This window comes from Ochrobactrum vermis (assembly GCF_002975205.1).
In the GTDB taxonomy this organism is placed as follows: Bacteria; Pseudomonadota; Alphaproteobacteria; order Rhizobiales; family Rhizobiaceae; genus Brucella; species Brucella vermis.
This window is the reverse complement of the sequence record NZ_PCOC01000001.1, coordinates 910930-925888: the sequence shown is the minus strand read 5'-3', so window position 1 is coordinate 925888 and position 14959 is coordinate 910930. Positions and strand designations below refer to the sequence as shown.

The following is a 14959-nucleotide window of genomic DNA, read 5'->3' as shown; positions in this document are numbered from 1 at the left end:
GACTTCAACACAGTTGCAAGCCGGTTCGATAATCGTCATGAATATGAATGAGCTGAAGCATTTCCAACCATTTCCATGAATGGATAAGCCATGTCCTCGTCCGCAACATCGAACCGCTTTGCCGTAACGCCGGAACCTCCCTATCTGATCGTCACCTTTGCGTCGCAACGTGTCGCTGGTGAGGATAACGGCTACGGCGACATGGCGGTTCAGATGGGTGAGCTTGCAGCCAGGCAGCCGGGCTATCTCGGCATTGAAAGCGCGCGCGATGCGGAAGGCTTCGGCATCACCAACTCGTTCTGGGCAGACGAAGAGAGCATCAGAGCATGGAAGCGCGATGTGGACCATCTGGTGGCGCAGAAGCTCGGTCGCCAGAAATGGTACGAAATCTATCGCGTGCGTATCGGTCGCGTCGAACGCGCTTACGGGTTTGATGCCAAGAGCGAATGAAAGCGCTATAGAAGCCAGACCATCATCCGGATGACAGCCATGCCTTCAAAGACCATCGACCACGCGATCACAGCCCGCAGCCTGACCAGTGCAGCAACAGATCCCACCCATGCCGGTGTGCTGTCGTTCATGCGGCGCATGTACACGAAGTCGTTGAAGGGCGCGGAGGCGGTCGTCTGGGGCATTCCGTTCGATGCAGCCGTATCCAACCGGCCCGGCGCACGTTTCGGCCCGCAGGCCATCCGGCGGGCATCGGCGATCTTCGACAATGATCCGCAATATCCATTCGAACGCGATCTTTTCGAGAATCTCGCCGTCATCGACTATGGCGACTGCCTGCTCGACTATGGCAATCACTATAAGACCCCTGCCACTATCGAACGCGAAGCGGCGAAAATCCTGAAATCGGATGCATTCCTGCTGACACTCGGCGGCGATCATTTCGTCACATGGCCGCTGCTCAAGGCACACGCTGCGAAATATGGTCCGCTGGCGCTGGTGCAGTTCGATGCGCATCAGGATACATGGTTCGACGATGGCAAGCGGATCGATCACGGCTCTTTCGTGGCCCGTGCGGTGCGCGACGGCATTATCGATCCTGACCACTCGATCCAGATCGGTATCCGCACGCATGCGCCGGAAGATTGCGGCATCAAGATCATTTACGGTCATGAGGTCGAAGACATGTCGGCAGCAGCGATCGCCGATGAGATCCTGAAGCGTACCAATGGCAGCAAGACCTATCTGACCTTCGACATCGACTGTCTCGATCCGGCCTTCGCACCGGGAACCGGCACGCCGGTCGCAGGCGGACCTTCGTCGGCAAAGATGCTTTCGGTGCTGCGCAAGCTGACAGCTCTTGACTTCGTGGGCGCCGATGTGGTCGAGGTTGCACCAGCCTACGACCATGCCGATATAACAGCAATCGCGGGAGCGACGATCGCAATGTACTATCTGGGCCTTCTGGCCGAACGGCAAGAACGACGATGAAGCGCGACGCTTGTTCATAGATTGATTCAAGCAGCTCGAAAACTGATTCCGAATATTGTCGTAACTTTTTGAATTCAAAGGCAAAACGCATGAACCCGAAAATCTTCATCGATGGCGAACACGGCACCACCGGCTTGCAGATCCGCACCCGTCTGGCCGAACGCAACGATCTTGAAGTGATCTCCATTCCGGAAGCCGAGCGGCGCAACAAGGATTTGCGCGCCGACTATCTGCGCGCAGCCGATATTGCGATCCTGTGCCTGCCTGATGATGCTTCCAAAGAAGCGGTTTCGCTGCTCGAAGGTCATAACTCGACCCGCATCATCGATACTTCGACCGCGCATCGCGTGCATCCGGACTGGGCCTATGGTTTCGCCGAGCTGGCCAAGGGCCAGCGTGAACGCATTGCCGAGGCGCGCCTCGTTGCCAATCCGGGTTGTTACCCGACCGGCGCGATTGCGCTTGTTCGTCCGCTGCGCGATGCGGGCCTGCTGTCCGCCGACTATCCGGTCAGCGTCAATGCTGTCTCCGGCTATACAGGCGGAGGCAAGCAGATGATTGCGCAGATGGAAGACAAGAACCACCCGGAGCACCTCGCTGCCAACAATTTCCTCTACGGCCTGCCGCTCAAGCACAAGCACGTGCCGGAACTGCAATTGCATGGCCGTCTGGATCGCCGCCCGATCTTCAGCCCAAGCGTCGGGCGTTTCCCGCAGGGCATGATCGTGCAGGTTCCGCTGTTCCTGAGCGAACTTGAGGGAACGCCGTCACTCGCCGAAATTCATGCCGCACTGACGGAGCATTACGCCGGTCAGGATATTGTCGAGGTCGTGCCGCTTGAAGAAAGCACAAAACTGGCGCGTGTCGATGCGGAAGAGCTTGCTGGCAATGACGGCATGAAGCTTTTTGTCTTCGGCACCGAAGGCGACGGCGAGGTTAATCTGGTGGCGCTGCTCGACAATCTCGGCAAGGGTGCATCGGGTGCAGCCGTCCAGAACATGAACCTCATGCTTGGCAAGGCCTAAAGCATATCTCCCAAAAGTGGGAACCGGTTTTGGGATAAAGACATGCTTGAAAACAAAGATTTTAAGCCGGTATTTCCTGTCGAATGGAATATCGGCTCATCCGAGCCCCTGGCAGATACACATTCAAGTCTTGTCTGGAAGGTTGAACGCAGCGACCATCCAGGCGAGGTTTTTGTCGTCAAGCAGTTGAAACCAGCCGGAATGGAAGAGCTGCGCGGCGCGCATTATCTCGACTGGCAGGAGGGCCATGGCGCGGTACGATTATACGGCCTCAAGGGTACATCGATGCTGCTCGAATATGCGGGCGGCTATCACCTCGATGAGCATCTGAAACGCGGCAAGGATGCCGAATGCTTGCAGATATTCGGCGAAGTCCTAAGCGCGCTGCATACGCCCTCTCCTGCCCCGATACCGGCGGACCTGCAACCGCTGGACAAGCACTTTTCCGGTCTCTTCGCCGTAACAAACGAAAGCCCTGTCTATGCGGAAGGAACAGCGGTCGCGAAGCGCCTGCTGGCAACGCCACACAAGGCTATTCCGCTGCATGGTGACATTCACCACGAAAACATCATCAAGGGACCACGCGGCTGGCTCGCCATCGATCCGCACGGACTGGTCGGCGACGCGGCTTTCGATGCCGCCAATATTTTCTACAATCCGCTCGACCGGGATGATCTCTGCCTCGACCTGGAACGCGCCCGGCGCATGGCCGAGCATTTCGCGCCAATCATCGGGCGCGAACCGGCCTATATTCTGGATTATGCCTTTGCCTATGGCTGTCTCTCAGCCGCATGGCACCGCGAAGACCGCAACGACGAAGACGAGGTGCGGGAGCTGAAGATCGCCTCCGCGCTTAGGCATCTGCGCCAGACTGTTTATCCCGCGTAGGCGCCCTTTGTCGCGCGCCAGTGCGCGACCGCGAAAGCCAGCACGATCAGCGCAACGAACTGGTGTGTCAGCCCCATGTGAAGTGGCACGCTCATCAGCAGCGTTCCGATGCCGATGACTGCCTGTACGAGCACGAGGCCAAGCAACACGATGGTCCGGCGCGCATGGGTCGTGCCCGGCGCATCTTTCCAGACCTGAAGGGAATGGAGAACGGTGAGAACCAGAACCGTATAAGCGAACATGCGGTGCACGAACTGCACGGTTTTCGGGTTTTCAAACAGGTTGCGCCACCATGGCGACTGGATGAACAGATCGGAGGGGATGATCGCGCCGTCCATCAGCGGCCAGGTATTGTAGGTCAGGCCGGCATGCAGTCCGGCCACGAGACCGCCCAGATAAATCTGCACGAGGACCGCAAACACGATCCATCCGGCAAAGCGCTGGATCGACCTTTCCGCTGGCCGCTCACTGTAAGTGACAAGACCGCGCGCGATATAGAATACCGCCGTTATGATGATACAGGCTGTCGTCAAGTGGATTGCCAGACGGTACTGGCTGACGCTGGTCAGTACACTGAGACCGGAAGCGACCATCCACCAGCCGATAGCGCCCTGAAGACCGCCCAGCGCCAGAAGCCCCAGCATACGGTATTTGAGACCGCCTTTCAGTCGCCCTGTCACCCAGAAGAAGGCCAGTGGGACCGCAACCAGAAAGCCAACGAAGCGTGCCAGCAGGCGATGCGCCCATTCCCACCAGAAGATCGACTGAAACGCCTCAAGAGACATACCCTTGTTGATCTGCTGATATTGCGGAATCTGGCGGTACTTGTCGAACTCCTCCAGCCATTCGGCGTGGTTGAGTGGCGGAATCACACCGTGAATGGGCTTCCATTCGGTGATCGACAGACCCGACCCGGTCATGCGGGTGGCCCCGCCGACCATGACGATTGCGATCAGCACGACAAACACCGCATAAAGCCAGTAACGTACAAGGCGGCGGTCGCGGTCCTCTTTCGATAACCTGGAACCCTGCCCTACACGCTGCGCCGTTGCTGCCGTCATGCCATTCACCCTTCGATAATGAGCCGAAGGATACATGCAGCATCGACCTGTGAGTTACAAGTTCGCGTCACGCGACATGCCGCCGCGTTTTTGCCCTTTCACTGGCCCCGATCACCGGTTAGTGAAGAAAGGGGAAAAGGAGAACTGCACCATGCCCGTTCGGCTGAAGAAACTGATCGGCACTTTTTTGCTGGTTTCACTCGTCATCATCTATGCGGTGTTCGCTACCATTATCGCCGTAGCGCATCTCGCTGAATCGAGCGCATGGGTGCATCTCCTGTATTTCTTCGCGACCGGCATTCTCTGGGTTCTGCCAGCCATGGGCATCATCTGGTGGATGGCGCAGCCGCCACGCAAGAAACAACACTGACCCCATTCAAGGATGCTGCAGACGATGGCGGGCAAAGTTGCAGCGCGCATTCTGACGAATTTCAGCGAGATCGGCGAGCTCTGGGAAACTGGCGCGGCTATTCATGGTGCGCCACAATCGCTCGCATGGATCGATAATTGGCGTGCAATCGTCAATGCTGACAGTTTTGTCGTCGGGCTTTTTGACGGTGATGGTCCAATTCTGCTTGTGCCGTTGGAAGTCATCAGCCACAACGGCGCGAAAATTGCGCGCTATCCCGGCGGAAGCCATGCCAATTGCAATTTCCCCTGGCTGATGAAAGACCGTGGTGCGGACATCGAACGAAGCGCGGTTCGCCTGCTGATCGATGCAATTCGCAAGGGGCGGCTCGATATAGATGCGCTCTCGCTGACACGGCAACTGGCCCAACTGCAAGGCGCAGTCAATCCGCTGCTTGCTCTCGGAAAAGTTCCCAATCCAAATCCGGTTCTTTCCGCCTCGCTCGGTGGCGGTTTCGATGCCGTACTTGATCGCGGCAATCGCAAGCGCAAACTGAAAAAGCATCGCCAGCACAGTCGCCGATACGAAGAATGCGGTGGCTGGAGAATTGCCGGTCCTCAGAACCGTGCGGAATCCGATGCCATTCTCGATCTCTATTTTGCGATGAAGGCCCAGCGTTTCCGGCAGATGGGGATCCGTGATCCTTTCGGCGACGGGAATGTGCGCAATTTCTTCAAAGTCTTCTTCGGCGACGGAGTGGCGAAGGGGCAGGACGTGAGCGAACTGCGCTTTCTCGAAGTTGGCGGAACCATACGTTCGATCATCGGAAAGCTGTTCAGCTATACAGGCCCTACCGTCGAGTTTGCTGCCATCGCAGAAGACGAGCTGATGACGGCAAGTCCGGGTGAGTTTCTCTTCTTCGAGGATATCAGGCGCAGTTGCGACGACGGTCGTCCCATCTACAGCTTCGGTATCGGTGACGAGCCGTACAAGCGCGAGTGGTGCGACATCGAGCTCAAGATCTATGACACGCTGGTGCCGCTGTCCGCCAAGGGCAAGCTTTTCACAGCGCTTCAATCAGCCCGTAATGCGGTTGCCGGAAGTCTCAAGCGTAACCCACGTCTGTGGAGCCTTGCCAAGACGCTGCGCAGCAGGTTCGCAAAAAGGTAGAAGCCGTTAGCAATCTGATTCAGGAACACGGCTCAAAGCATTGTTCCAGAATCGCATTTTGCAGTCAGGCGGTTTCATCCATCAAAATGACGACGTCTTCATAGCCACCTTGATCGAGGTCGAGGGCAGCCAGCGCAACGCCCTTGTCATCCGGATCGACGATGCTCATCACGACAGAGGCGGGCCCATCGGCAATGCGTCGAATCTGCTCCGAAGATGACGGACCGCATTCCACCACGACAAAATCGTAGACCGTTTCCAATGCGTCGAGGATGAGAGGCAGGCGATCGGCAGAGCGCATGGCGAATTCAGGGTCGGCCTCGCCCAGCGGAACGACATGGGCCTGCGAGAACCGGTCACTGTGAATGACCTCGTTGAAGCGGCGCTCGCCGGTCAAAAGCTCGGTAATACCGGGTAGATGCGTGCCGTCCAGCATGGCAAGGCCAACAGTTCCCTGTGCGGTCATATCCACGAGAATTGCACGTTTGCCGCGGTCGGCGAATTCACGTAGCAAACGCACCGTTCCCGCCGATGCCTTATCGCCCTCGGGAGAGACGACCACAATGCGCTTCAACTTTCCACCGGCGAGCAGATCGGCAACAGCCTCCACGCCATTGGGATTGCGCTGTCTCGTTTCGCGCTGCTTGATCTCACCTTGCTTTATCACGGGAAACTCCTCCACGGATTTCCTTGTCTCGAAAACTGGCGACTTCGCCGCAAACGGCATAGTCCATGAACGGCGGGGTGCCACAATTGTTTCCTCGGAAACAGCGTCAATACGTTCAGATCTCGATGGCGGTACGGCAGCGGCTTCAGCGGCGGCGGCAATGACCGGCATTTCGATTTCCTCGACCGCCGCAACCCTTTGGCCATCCGCAGTCACAAATGCACGTCCGCTGAACAATTCACGCAGGAGAACGAAAATCGACAGCAACAGCAGGCCAGCCGCGAAGGTCGAACCGACAATCGGCAGTATCATCGGATAATAGGGCACTGCAGGTGCTTCAGCAGAAGAAAAAACCCGGGCATCGACCGGCACATAATTGCGGTCGGTTCGCGAGGCGGCTTCACGATAGCGTGTCAGATAGGTTTCCAGAAGCTGGCGCTGTGCCGTCGCCTCACGCTCCAATGCACGCAGCTCCACTTCCTGATCGCCCGCCTGCGCCGCCTGTGCCTTCACGCGGTTAAGCTCGCGATTGAGTTCGTCCTCGCGAAGCTTTGCTGCGGAGACTTCATTATCGAGACTTGCAACGAGCTTGCGGCCTTCGATCCTGATCTGCTGGTCGAGGTCGGCAAGCTGCGAGCGCAGCGCCTTGATACGCGGATGGCCTTCCAGAAGCGTCGTGGAAAGATCAGCAATCTGGGCATTGAGCTGAATACGCCTTTCAGCAAGGCGCTGCATCATACCGGAAGCGATAACATCCGGCAGCGTGTCGATGGAGGCACCCGAGGCGAGCGCTTTACGAATGCTTTCCGCTTTGGCTTCTGCCGAAGCGCGGCTGGTGCGGACCCGCGTAAGTTCGGTGGAGACTTCCGAGAGCTGCTGTGTCGCAATGGTGCTGTTGCTCTGCCCGGTCAGAAGCCCGCGCGAAGCACGATAATCCGCAACCTTCTTTTCCGCATCGCGAACGCGATTGCGCAGATCGTCTATTTCAGGGGCAAGCCAGCCGGTGGCATCATCGTTCGACTCCAGCTTCGCAGCCTGCTGAAATAGGATGTACTGACTGGCAAGCGCATTGGCGACGTTTTTTGCCGTCTCGGGATTTGCCGACGTGTACTGCACTACGATGACGCGCGAAGCGGTCACAGCGAAAGCCTGCATGTTCTTGCGCAGCTTCAGCAAGACACGTTCTTCTGGAGAAAGCTTGGCGGGGTCGGTGCGCATGCCGAGCATGATGAGAACGCGGGTCCACGGCTTGACTTCCGTCGTCGTGAAGGCTTCGTTGCCCGTCAGCTTGAGTTCGTCGGAAACTTTCTTGAGAAGATCACCGGAGGAGAACACCTCGACCTGGCTCTTCACGCCTTCGGCATCGAATACCGGCCGCTCCGCAGCAGTTTCACCGTTGGGACGGGTATAGATGGATTCGCGAGCCTCGATCATAATGCGGGCTTCAGCGCGATAATCCGGTGTCAGAAGAAGGCAGACAGTCCATGCGAACGCAGCCATGAGAAGCGCGCCAGCGACAATGAACAGCCAGTGACGGCGCAGGCTTGCGAACAGCGCGCCGATATCAATATCTGCGTCCCTTGATAACGGATCGACTTCTGCCATTCCCCATTCTCCATGGACTTCGCGAGTGCGCTTGCGCGCGTGATCGCTCTCGCCCGCGTGGGGTAATGCACCCCCGAATCTGGCCGGAAGGTAAAGGAACAAGGTAACCAGAGGGTTAAGCAGGATAAGTTCCCAATTATCGGCGAGGCATAAAGATTTTGCGCCGAACCCTGTCTTCTTTACCAGCCATTAACCCTAATCAATCGATAACGCTTGCAACCGATATTCGTAATCGCGCTGCCTGTACCGCGTCGATTGCGTTCGTAAGAAATATTGCTTTTCGGAAGAACCGAGGCGGATGATGACGGCGAAGACAATTCACAACAAGCGCAAAGGCCACGCTCTGCTCGTGGCACTCGGCCTTGCCGCCATGACGCTTTCCGCCTGCTCCAGCTATCGGCCTGCCCCGCCCGCTTTCCATGAGGCGCTGAACCAGCCTTACATGCTGGATGCAGGCGACCGCGTGCGCATCACGGTTTTCGAGCAACCGAGCCTCACCAACACATATAGCGTCGATCAGGCCGGCTATATCGCCTTCCCGCTTGTCGGCAGCATTCCGGCGCGTGGCAAGACATCCAAGCAGCTAGAGGGCCTCATTGCATCCAAGCTGCGGGGCGGCTATCTGCGCGATCCTGACGTCAGTGCTGAAATCGACCGCTACCGCCCGATCTTCGTGATGGGTGAAGTGGGTGCCGCTGGCCAGTATTCCTATGTTCCGGGCATGACCGCGCAGAAGGCAATCGCCGCTGCGGGCGGTTTCAGCCCGCGCGCCAATCAGGAGAATATCGACATCACACGCCAGTTCAATGGCAAGGTTCTGACTGGCCGCGTGCTGATTTCCGATCCTATCCTGCCGGGCGACACGATCTATGTGCGCGAACGTCTGTTCTGATGGCGATTGATGGCTGATGACACCAATGCCTCTCCACTGCGTATCGTCCACTGTTTCCGCGAACCGACCGGTGGGCTCTTCCGCCACGTTCGCGATCTCGTGGGCCTGCAAGCGGAAACAGGTCATGCAGTCGGCATCGTCTGCGATGCAACGACCGGTGGCCCGCGTGAAGACGCGCTTCTGGAAGAATTACGGCCAAAGCTCGCGCTCGGCCTTCATCGCATTGCCATGCAGCGCCACATCGGACTGGGCGACGCAGCGGCAGCATTCAAAGCATATCGCATCATCAAGAAATTGCGGCCGGACATATTGCACGGACATGGCGCCAAAGGCGGCGTCTATGCGCGATTGTTCGGCTCAGTCTTACGGGTATTTAAGTCTCGCGTAGCCCGTATCTATTCACCGCATGGCGGTAGCCTGCATTTCGACCGGAAGACACGCCGCGGTGGTGTCGTCTTTCTGGTCGAGAGAATGCTGGCCCCCATGACCGACGCGGTGATGTTCGTTTCCAACTTCGAAAAGCGTATCTATGAAGAAAAGGTAGGACGGCCCTATGGCCTCCATGCCGTCGTTTATAACGGCCTTGCGGAAGAAGAATTTATACCTGTCGCCAACGCGCCCGACGCCAGCGACTTTCTCTTTGTCGGCACCATGCGCGAGTTAAAGGGACCGGACCTGCTGATCCGCGCCCTCGCCCGCCTGCGTGACCAGAGCCAGCGCAATTTCACTGCAACCATGGTGGGAGACGGCGCGGAAAAGCCCGGTTTTATTGCCCTTGCCGACGAGCTTGGAGTTTCTGGACAAATCAGATTCCTGCCCGGAATGGCGGCGCGAGAAGCCTTCACCCTAGGGCAAGTGATGGTGGTTCCATCGCGCGCCGAAGCATTCCCCTATATCGTTCTGGAGGCGCTCGCCGCCGGAAAGCCGGTCATCGCCAGCAATGTCGGCGGCATTCCTGAAATATTCGGGCCTCGTTCCCCGGCGCTGGTAGAGCCAGAGGACGAGGCGCTTGCAAACAAGATGCTGAGCGTTGCCGCTGATCTAGCGGCGTTTCACCCCGCGATGCCCGATGTGATCCGGCTGCATGAGCGTTTCGGCCTCCAATCCATGGCGCACTCGATCGAGACGATCTATTACGAGGCGCATCCGGACCGGGCAGTACCGGAAGAATGACCGGTACTATCCTCACCTGATCAGCCTGCCATTGCAGCGAAGGGTTCGGACGCGGATACCGCCCTTTCGAACCGTGACCGGAATCCGCCACGCGCCGCAAAATAGATATAGTGGAACGCATCGGCACGCCCGCCGATGAGCGAGATATCCTCGCGTTGCCATTGCCAGGGCAGCATGTCGAGCTTGTCTTCGAACGGATCGGATATGGTTGCAGACCAGAAAGCGGCAATGCCGTTCGGCTTCAGCGCCCTTTTTACCAGCCGCAGACCATCATCTTCATAGATGGCTCCATTGGCCGCGCGGACGGTAAAATCCGGCCCGTTATCCGTATCCATCAATATGGCGTCGTAACGACCCGGCTCGGCGCGAAGGACATCCATCACGTCGGCGACCTGAACATCGACACGCGGATCATTCAGCGGATGGTCGGCAAGATGACCGATATGGGTCCGGTTCCAGTCCACGATTTCCGGCACAAGCTCGCAAACCGTCACCCTGGCATCAGATCCGAGTAAATCGAGCGCAGCCCGAAGCGTGAAGCCCATGCCAAGTCCGCCGATAAGCATGTGCGACACCTGCCGTCCATGAAGGCGAAGCGATCTTTCGGCCAGTACCGTCTCGGACTGGAAATTGACGTTGGACATCAATTCCAGGCCGTTGTAGCGAATTTCGTAGATGTAGTCGCGTTTTCGCAACAGAATTTCATCGCCGGCAAGATTGCCCGCTCTAGCCAGTTCGGCCCAAATAGTCATGATCAACCCTAAAGCGCCCTCCGAAGAGGCTGAAACCCGTTCGGATAAGGCGCATCAAAACAAACAGTTAATGCGACCGTGCAAGGTCGCAGCGTGAATTGCTCTCATCAGGATTTTTTGGGTCGCTGTGCGGTCAGGCGCGCAGCAACCCCATGACATCGTCCGATCTGGTGCCGATCAGGAGTGGGAAGAGCGCGGCTCTGTTGGCGGCAATATGTGCCGAACAGTCCAACGGCGAAATGCCGCTTGCAGCTTTATCTTCCAACGGTTTCATATAGCCGTCCTAGGCAATATAGTCAGACATGGCAAGCCTCGTGTCGGTTAGCCTTGCGACAACTGGCGCGTATCGGATCGTGCCGCCAATGCTGTAGCAGTATGGGCAGGAACCATATTATTTTAGCTATCACTAACAGTAACGGCTTTCAGCCGGGTGTTTACCGGGTGTTTGCCAAGTGTTTAATTGAGTGTTTACCTAAGTCAAAGGCTTGTCATGCAGCGTTTATATTCTGCTTAGGACTCTCGGTCTAATTACTACGCTGTCATTTTACGATCAGGGGCAATGTTGTGCGAGATAATAATGGGCTTTCTCCATTTGGCCGCAAAGCCATGGAAGCCAGCAGCAAACAGGATTCCGGACAAGACTCCAAGCCACGCGGCCCGGTGAAACTCAGTCCGCTGGCCCGTCAGATGGCCGAACAATATCAGCGCGACACGTTTTCGCCGCTGATGTTGAGCGGCGTCATGCGCATGGTGGAGTTCGGGCTGGTCTTTTTCTCCGGCATTGTGAGCTTCCTGCTTTATGTCGGCATCCGCACGCATCTCGTCTTCTATTATCCGCTCATCATGGTCGTCGGCGGCGCGCTTTTCGTCCTGCTGATGGAAATCAACGACGGCTATCAGATTAATATATTGCGCAGTCCCGGCCGCTATCTGCGGCGGCTTTTCATCAGTTGGGCTGCAGTACTTGGCACCCTTGCCATTGCCGGTTTTCTGCTGAAGGCTTCGTCCGATTTTTCACGCGGCTGGTTCCTTTACTGGGCGCTTGGCGCTTGCGTATTACTGTTGCTCTCGCGCATTTTCATCGCCTGGAAAATCAAGCGCTGGGCACGCAACGGCACCATGGAGCGTCGCGCCGTCATTGTCGGCGGCGGTCCCAATGCAGAAGCGCTCATCCGTTCGCTGGAACAGCAGCCCGACAATGATATTCGCATCTGCGGTATCTTCGATGATCGTGACGACAAGCGTTCGCCGCCCATTGTTGCGGGTTACCCAAAGCTCGGCAATATCAACGAATTGATCGAGTTCGCGCGCATCGCTCACATCGATATGCTGATCGTGTCTCTGCCGATCAGCGCCGAAGCAAGAGTGCTGGCTCTGCTCAAGAAGCTATGGGTTCTGCCCGTCGACATTCGGCTGTCAGCGCTCAACAATCACCTGCGCTTCCGCCCGCGTTCCTATTCCTATGTCGGCGCGGTGCCGATGCTGGATATTTTCGACAAGCCGATCAACGATTGGGATTCCGTCGCCAAACGCGTCTTCGACGTCGTATTCAGTGTTTTGGGCATCGTTCTTCTGTCGCCAATCATGCTGGGCACGGCGATCGCCATCAAGCTGAACAGCAAAGGCCCGGTGATCTTCAAGCAGAAGCGACACGGCTTCAACAATGAAGTCATCAATGTCTGGAAGTTCCGGTCAATGTATACCGAGATGTGCGACCCGACCGCCAAACAAGCTGTCATCAAGGACGATCCTCGCGTAACGCGTGTCGGGCGTTTCATTCGCAAAGCCTCCATCGACGAGCTGCCACAGTTCTTCAACGTCCTCGCGGGCTCTCTGTCACTTGTCGGTCCGCGTCCGCATGCAGTCGCAGCTCACTCGCACAACGTGCTTTACAACGAGGTGGTCGATGGCTATTTCGCACGTCACCGCGTAAAGCCCGGTGTCACCGGCTGGGCGCAGATCAACGGTTGGCGCGGCGAAATCGACAATGAAAACAAGATCCGAATGCGCACGGAATTCGACCTCTACTATATCGAAAACTGGTCGCTCTGGCTTGATCTCAAGATTCTGTTCCTGACACCGATACGGCTTCTCAATACGGAAAACGCCTATTGACCAGCGTGGCGGAAAGGTTTGACGGCAATCGGCGTCCAGCCATGATGCTCCCGGCTGATGTAGCGCGCAAACGCGCGCTCAATCGCCTCATCGCCAACACCGCAATCGGCATCGGCGTGTTTCTGCTCGGCTTTGTGATGAGCGAGCCTGCGCCCTATGAACTTTATATGGCCGGTCTGATCGCGCTGGCATTGCTGTTCGGACTGCGGCTGACCCGTTCCAGCCTTGTGCTGCTGGCCCTCTTTGCCGTGTTCAATTTCGGCGGCTTGATTTCGGTCATGCAGATGGCGGACGTCAAGAAAGCTCCGCTCTATATCGCAGTTTCACTCTTTCTGGCTTTCACATCGGTGTTCTTCGCCGCTGCCATAGAAGCCGATTACAGGTGTCTAAAGACCATCTTCAACGCCTATCTCCTTGTGGGCGCACTTTCCTCCTTGCTCGGCATTGCAGGCTATCTCGGCCTCTTTCCCGGAGCAGAAATCTTCACGCGCTACGGGCGGGCGCAGGGCGCTTTTCAGGATCCCAACGTCTATGGGCCTTTCCTGATACTGCCGCTGACCTGGACGCTTTACCGCGTCATGCGCGGCGGTGCGCGCGATGTGGCTGTCTACCTGCCGTTCTGCTGCGTGCTCACGCTGGGCGTTCTGGTATCCTTCTCACGTGCGGCGTGGGCGATGGTTCCGCTCTCCTTCGTCATTCTGTTCGGTGTGCTCTTCCTGCAAAACAACAGTAATCGCTTTCGGCTGCGCCTGATAGTGATCGGCCTGCTGGCCATTGTAACGATTGCTCTCGCGATCCTGATTATTCTGCAACTACCCGGCGTCGGCGATTTTTTCCGCGAGCGCGCGCGTCTCGAACAAAGCTATGACAGTGCGAGGCTCGGACGTTTTGCGCGGCACTGGCTCGGAATGATCCTTGCAACACAGCATCCGCTTGGCATCGGTCCGCTCGAGTTCGGGCCGATGTTCGGCGAGGATACGCACAATATCTGGCTCAAAGCCGTGCTCGACTATGGCTGGATCGGCTTCATGGCATTTCTGACGCTGACATTTCTGACACTCGGAATTGGCTTCAAGCTTCTGTTTCGCAATCGCCCGTGGCAGCCATTTCTCCTGGTTGCCTACGCGACCTATCTCGGCCACGTCCTGATCGGCAACGTCATCGACACCGATCACTGGCGACACTTTTATCTTCTTTTCGGGATCATCTGGGGTTGTGCAGGGTTGGAATACAGGTATCAGCATTCGCTCAAACCCAGAGGCCAATCAGGAGAGCAGCATCTTGCAATTCGTAATATACGCCGCCGCAGCCCTCTTTGAAATTGCCGGGTGTTTTGCCTTCTGGGCATGGTTGAAGCTCGACAAGTCAGTGTTCTGGCTGGCACCAGGCATGGTGTGTCTGGCATTGTTCGCCTATCTGCTGACGCTCATTGAAAGCAACGTGGCCGGTCGTGCCTATGCAGCCTATGGCGGCATCTACATCATCGCGTCGATCTTGTGGATCTGGTTTGCCGAAGGCGCCCGCCCCGACCGCTGGGACGTGGTCGGCGCATGCACGGCTTTTGCCGGCACATGCATCATTCTCTTCGCACCGCGATCCTGAGCTTTCAGCAGCGCAGGATTGTCATGTGCAATTTGTCAGTTTCCGGAAATTAGGCCTTGCGTGCCAAGACGTTATAATCTACGGCTTTCCCCGGCTCGGAGCGTAGCGCAGCCCGGTAGCGCACTTGACTGGGGGTCAAGGGGTCGTGGGTTCGAATCCCGCCGCTCCGACCATTTTTCTTCCCCAAACCTTTATTTTCATACGATCTTTCCTTTGCACC

At 57.1% G+C, this 14959-nt stretch carries 15 protein-coding genes and 1 tRNA gene; 12 read left to right on the top strand and 4 right to left on the bottom strand.

Annotated elements, in window-relative coordinates; genetic code table 11:
* Positions 1–90 precede the first annotated feature (90 nt).
* The 4 genes from CQZ93_RS04475 (at position 91) to CQZ93_RS04460 (ending at position 3353) form a co-directional block, all read left to right on the top strand.
* Complete coding sequence (locus tag CQZ93_RS04475; RefSeq protein ID WP_105541517.1) at positions 91–450, top strand: antibiotic biosynthesis monooxygenase family protein; 360 nt, start codon at positions 91–93, stop codon at positions 448–450.
* A gap of 39 nt (positions 451–489) precedes the next feature.
* Positions 490–1440: an agmatinase gene (speB, locus tag CQZ93_RS04470; RefSeq protein WP_105543174.1), complete on the top strand. Its 951-nt coding sequence runs from the start codon at positions 490–492 to the stop codon at positions 1438–1440.
* Between the two features lie 89 nt (positions 1441–1529).
* Positions 1530–2465: an N-acetyl-gamma-glutamyl-phosphate reductase gene (gene argC / locus CQZ93_RS04465; RefSeq protein WP_105541516.1), complete on the top strand. Its 936-nt coding sequence runs from the start codon at positions 1530–1532 to the stop codon at positions 2463–2465.
* Between the two features lie 42 nt (positions 2466–2507).
* A complete protein-coding gene (locus tag CQZ93_RS04460; protein ID WP_105541515.1) occupies positions 2508–3353 on the top strand; it encodes an aminoglycoside phosphotransferase family protein in 846 nt (281 codons plus the stop codon).
* Here the strand turns inward: CQZ93_RS04460 and CQZ93_RS04455 are convergent.
* Positions 3341–4414 carry a COX15/CtaA family protein gene (locus tag CQZ93_RS04455; protein WP_105541514.1) on the bottom strand — a complete coding sequence of 358 codons (1074 nt, stop codon included), beginning with the start codon at positions 4412–4414 and terminating at the stop codon, positions 3341–3343. The genes CQZ93_RS04460 and CQZ93_RS04455 overlap by 13 nt on opposite strands.
* 151 nt (positions 4415–4565) lie before the next feature.
* Between CQZ93_RS04455 and CQZ93_RS04450 the strand changes: the two genes are divergently transcribed.
* The gene (locus CQZ93_RS04450; RefSeq protein WP_105541513.1) at positions 4566–4784 is read left to right on the top strand and encodes a DUF2842 domain-containing protein; all 219 of its coding nucleotides are present in this window, start codon (positions 4566–4568) and stop codon (positions 4782–4784) included.
* Positions 4785–4808: 24 nt separating this feature from the next.
* The gene (locus tag CQZ93_RS04445) at positions 4809–5933 is read left to right on the top strand and encodes a GNAT family N-acetyltransferase (RefSeq protein ID WP_105543173.1); all 1125 of its coding nucleotides are present in this window, start codon (positions 4809–4811) and stop codon (positions 5931–5933) included.
* A 64-nt stretch (positions 5934–5997) separates the two neighbouring features.
* Here CQZ93_RS04445 and CQZ93_RS04440 read toward each other — a convergent pair whose 3' ends face one another.
* Positions 5998–8205: a GumC family protein gene (locus tag CQZ93_RS04440; RefSeq protein WP_105541512.1), complete on the bottom strand. Its 2208-nt coding sequence runs from the start codon at positions 8203–8205 to the stop codon at positions 5998–6000.
* A 301-nt stretch (positions 8206–8506) separates the two neighbouring features.
* Here CQZ93_RS04440 and CQZ93_RS04435 point away from each other — a divergent pair, with 301 nt between their 5' ends.
* Positions 8507–9097, top strand: a complete 591-nt coding sequence (locus CQZ93_RS04435; protein ID WP_105543172.1) for a polysaccharide biosynthesis/export family protein — start codon at positions 8507–8509, stop codon at positions 9095–9097.
* A gap of 9 nt (positions 9098–9106) precedes the next feature.
* Positions 9107–10270 (top strand): glycosyltransferase, encoded by a 1164-nt coding sequence (locus CQZ93_RS04430; protein WP_105541511.1) that lies wholly within the window; start codon positions 9107–9109, stop codon positions 10268–10270.
* 20 nt (positions 10271–10290) lie between these two features.
* Here CQZ93_RS04430 and CQZ93_RS04425 read toward each other — a convergent pair whose 3' ends face one another.
* Both CQZ93_RS04425 and CQZ93_RS26555 read right to left on the bottom strand, forming a co-directional pair.
* A complete protein-coding gene (locus tag CQZ93_RS04425; RefSeq protein ID WP_105541510.1) occupies positions 10291–11022 on the bottom strand; it encodes a spermidine synthase in 732 nt (243 codons plus the stop codon).
* Positions 11023–11155: 133 nt separating this feature from the next.
* Positions 11156–11296: a hypothetical protein gene (locus tag CQZ93_RS26555; RefSeq protein ID WP_181153308.1), complete on the bottom strand. Its 141-nt coding sequence runs from the start codon at positions 11294–11296 to the stop codon at positions 11156–11158.
* Positions 11297–11628: 332 nt separating this feature from the next.
* On the opposite strand from CQZ93_RS26555, the gene CQZ93_RS04420 reads away from it, so the two are divergent.
* The 4 genes from CQZ93_RS04420 (at position 11629) to CQZ93_RS04405 (ending at position 14912) form a co-directional block, all read left to right on the top strand.
* The gene (locus CQZ93_RS04420; RefSeq protein ID WP_181153368.1) at positions 11629–13137 is read left to right on the top strand and encodes an undecaprenyl-phosphate glucose phosphotransferase; all 1509 of its coding nucleotides are present in this window, start codon (positions 11629–11631) and stop codon (positions 13135–13137) included.
* 44 nt (positions 13138–13181) lie between these two features.
* Positions 13182–14456, top strand: a complete 1275-nt coding sequence (locus CQZ93_RS04415; protein ID WP_286153427.1) for an O-antigen ligase family protein — start codon at positions 13182–13184, stop codon at positions 14454–14456.
* Entirely contained in the window at positions 14419–14739 is a 321-nt protein-coding gene (locus CQZ93_RS04410; RefSeq protein ID WP_105541507.1) for a YnfA family protein, read from the top strand. Before CQZ93_RS04415 ends, CQZ93_RS04410 begins: the two co-directional genes overlap by 38 nt.
* A gap of 96 nt (positions 14740–14835) precedes the next feature.
* Positions 14836–14912 (top strand) — tRNA-Pro (locus tag CQZ93_RS04405).
* Positions 14913–14959: the final 47 nt, after the last annotated feature.

Bases quoted from the DNA above. Each gene is read 5' to 3' on its own strand.
- CQZ93_RS04460 (WP_105541515.1), top strand. From the start codon at position 2,508: ATGCTTGAAAACAAAGATTTTAAGCCGGTATTTCCTGTCGAATGGAAT.
- CQZ93_RS04415 (WP_286153427.1), top strand. From the start codon at position 13,182: ATGCTCCCGGCTGATGTAGCGCGCAAACGCGCGCTCAATCGCCTCATC.
- argC (WP_105541516.1), top strand. From the start codon at position 1,530: ATGAACCCGAAAATCTTCATCGATGGCGAACACGGCACCACCGGCTTG.
- CQZ93_RS04420 (WP_181153368.1), top strand. From the start codon at position 11,629: ATGGAAGCCAGCAGCAAACAGGATTCCGGACAAGACTCCAAGCCACGC.
- CQZ93_RS04450 (WP_105541513.1), top strand. From the start codon at position 4,566: ATGCCCGTTCGGCTGAAGAAACTGATCGGCACTTTTTTGCTGGTTTCA.
- CQZ93_RS04475 (WP_105541517.1), top strand. From the start codon at position 91: ATGTCCTCGTCCGCAACATCGAACCGCTTTGCCGTAACGCCGGAACCT.
- CQZ93_RS04425 (WP_105541510.1), bottom strand. From the start codon at position 11,022: ATGACTATTTGGGCCGAACTGGCTAGAGCGGGCAATCTTGCCGGCGAT.
- CQZ93_RS26555 (WP_181153308.1), bottom strand. From the start codon at position 11,296: ATGAAACCGTTGGAAGATAAAGCTGCAAGCGGCATTTCGCCGTTGGAC.
- CQZ93_RS04430 (WP_105541511.1), top strand. From the start codon at position 9,107: ATGGCTGATGACACCAATGCCTCTCCACTGCGTATCGTCCACTGTTTC.
- CQZ93_RS04435 (WP_105543172.1), top strand. From the start codon at position 8,507: ATGACGGCGAAGACAATTCACAACAAGCGCAAAGGCCACGCTCTGCTC.
- CQZ93_RS04445 (WP_105543173.1), top strand. From the start codon at position 4,809: ATGGCGGGCAAAGTTGCAGCGCGCATTCTGACGAATTTCAGCGAGATC.
- speB (WP_105543174.1), top strand. From the start codon at position 490: ATGCCTTCAAAGACCATCGACCACGCGATCACAGCCCGCAGCCTGACC.
- CQZ93_RS04440 (WP_105541512.1), bottom strand. From the start codon at position 8,205: ATGGCAGAAGTCGATCCGTTATCAAGGGACGCAGATATTGATATCGGC.
- CQZ93_RS04455 (WP_105541514.1), bottom strand. From the start codon at position 4,414: ATGACGGCAGCAACGGCGCAGCGTGTAGGGCAGGGTTCCAGGTTATCG.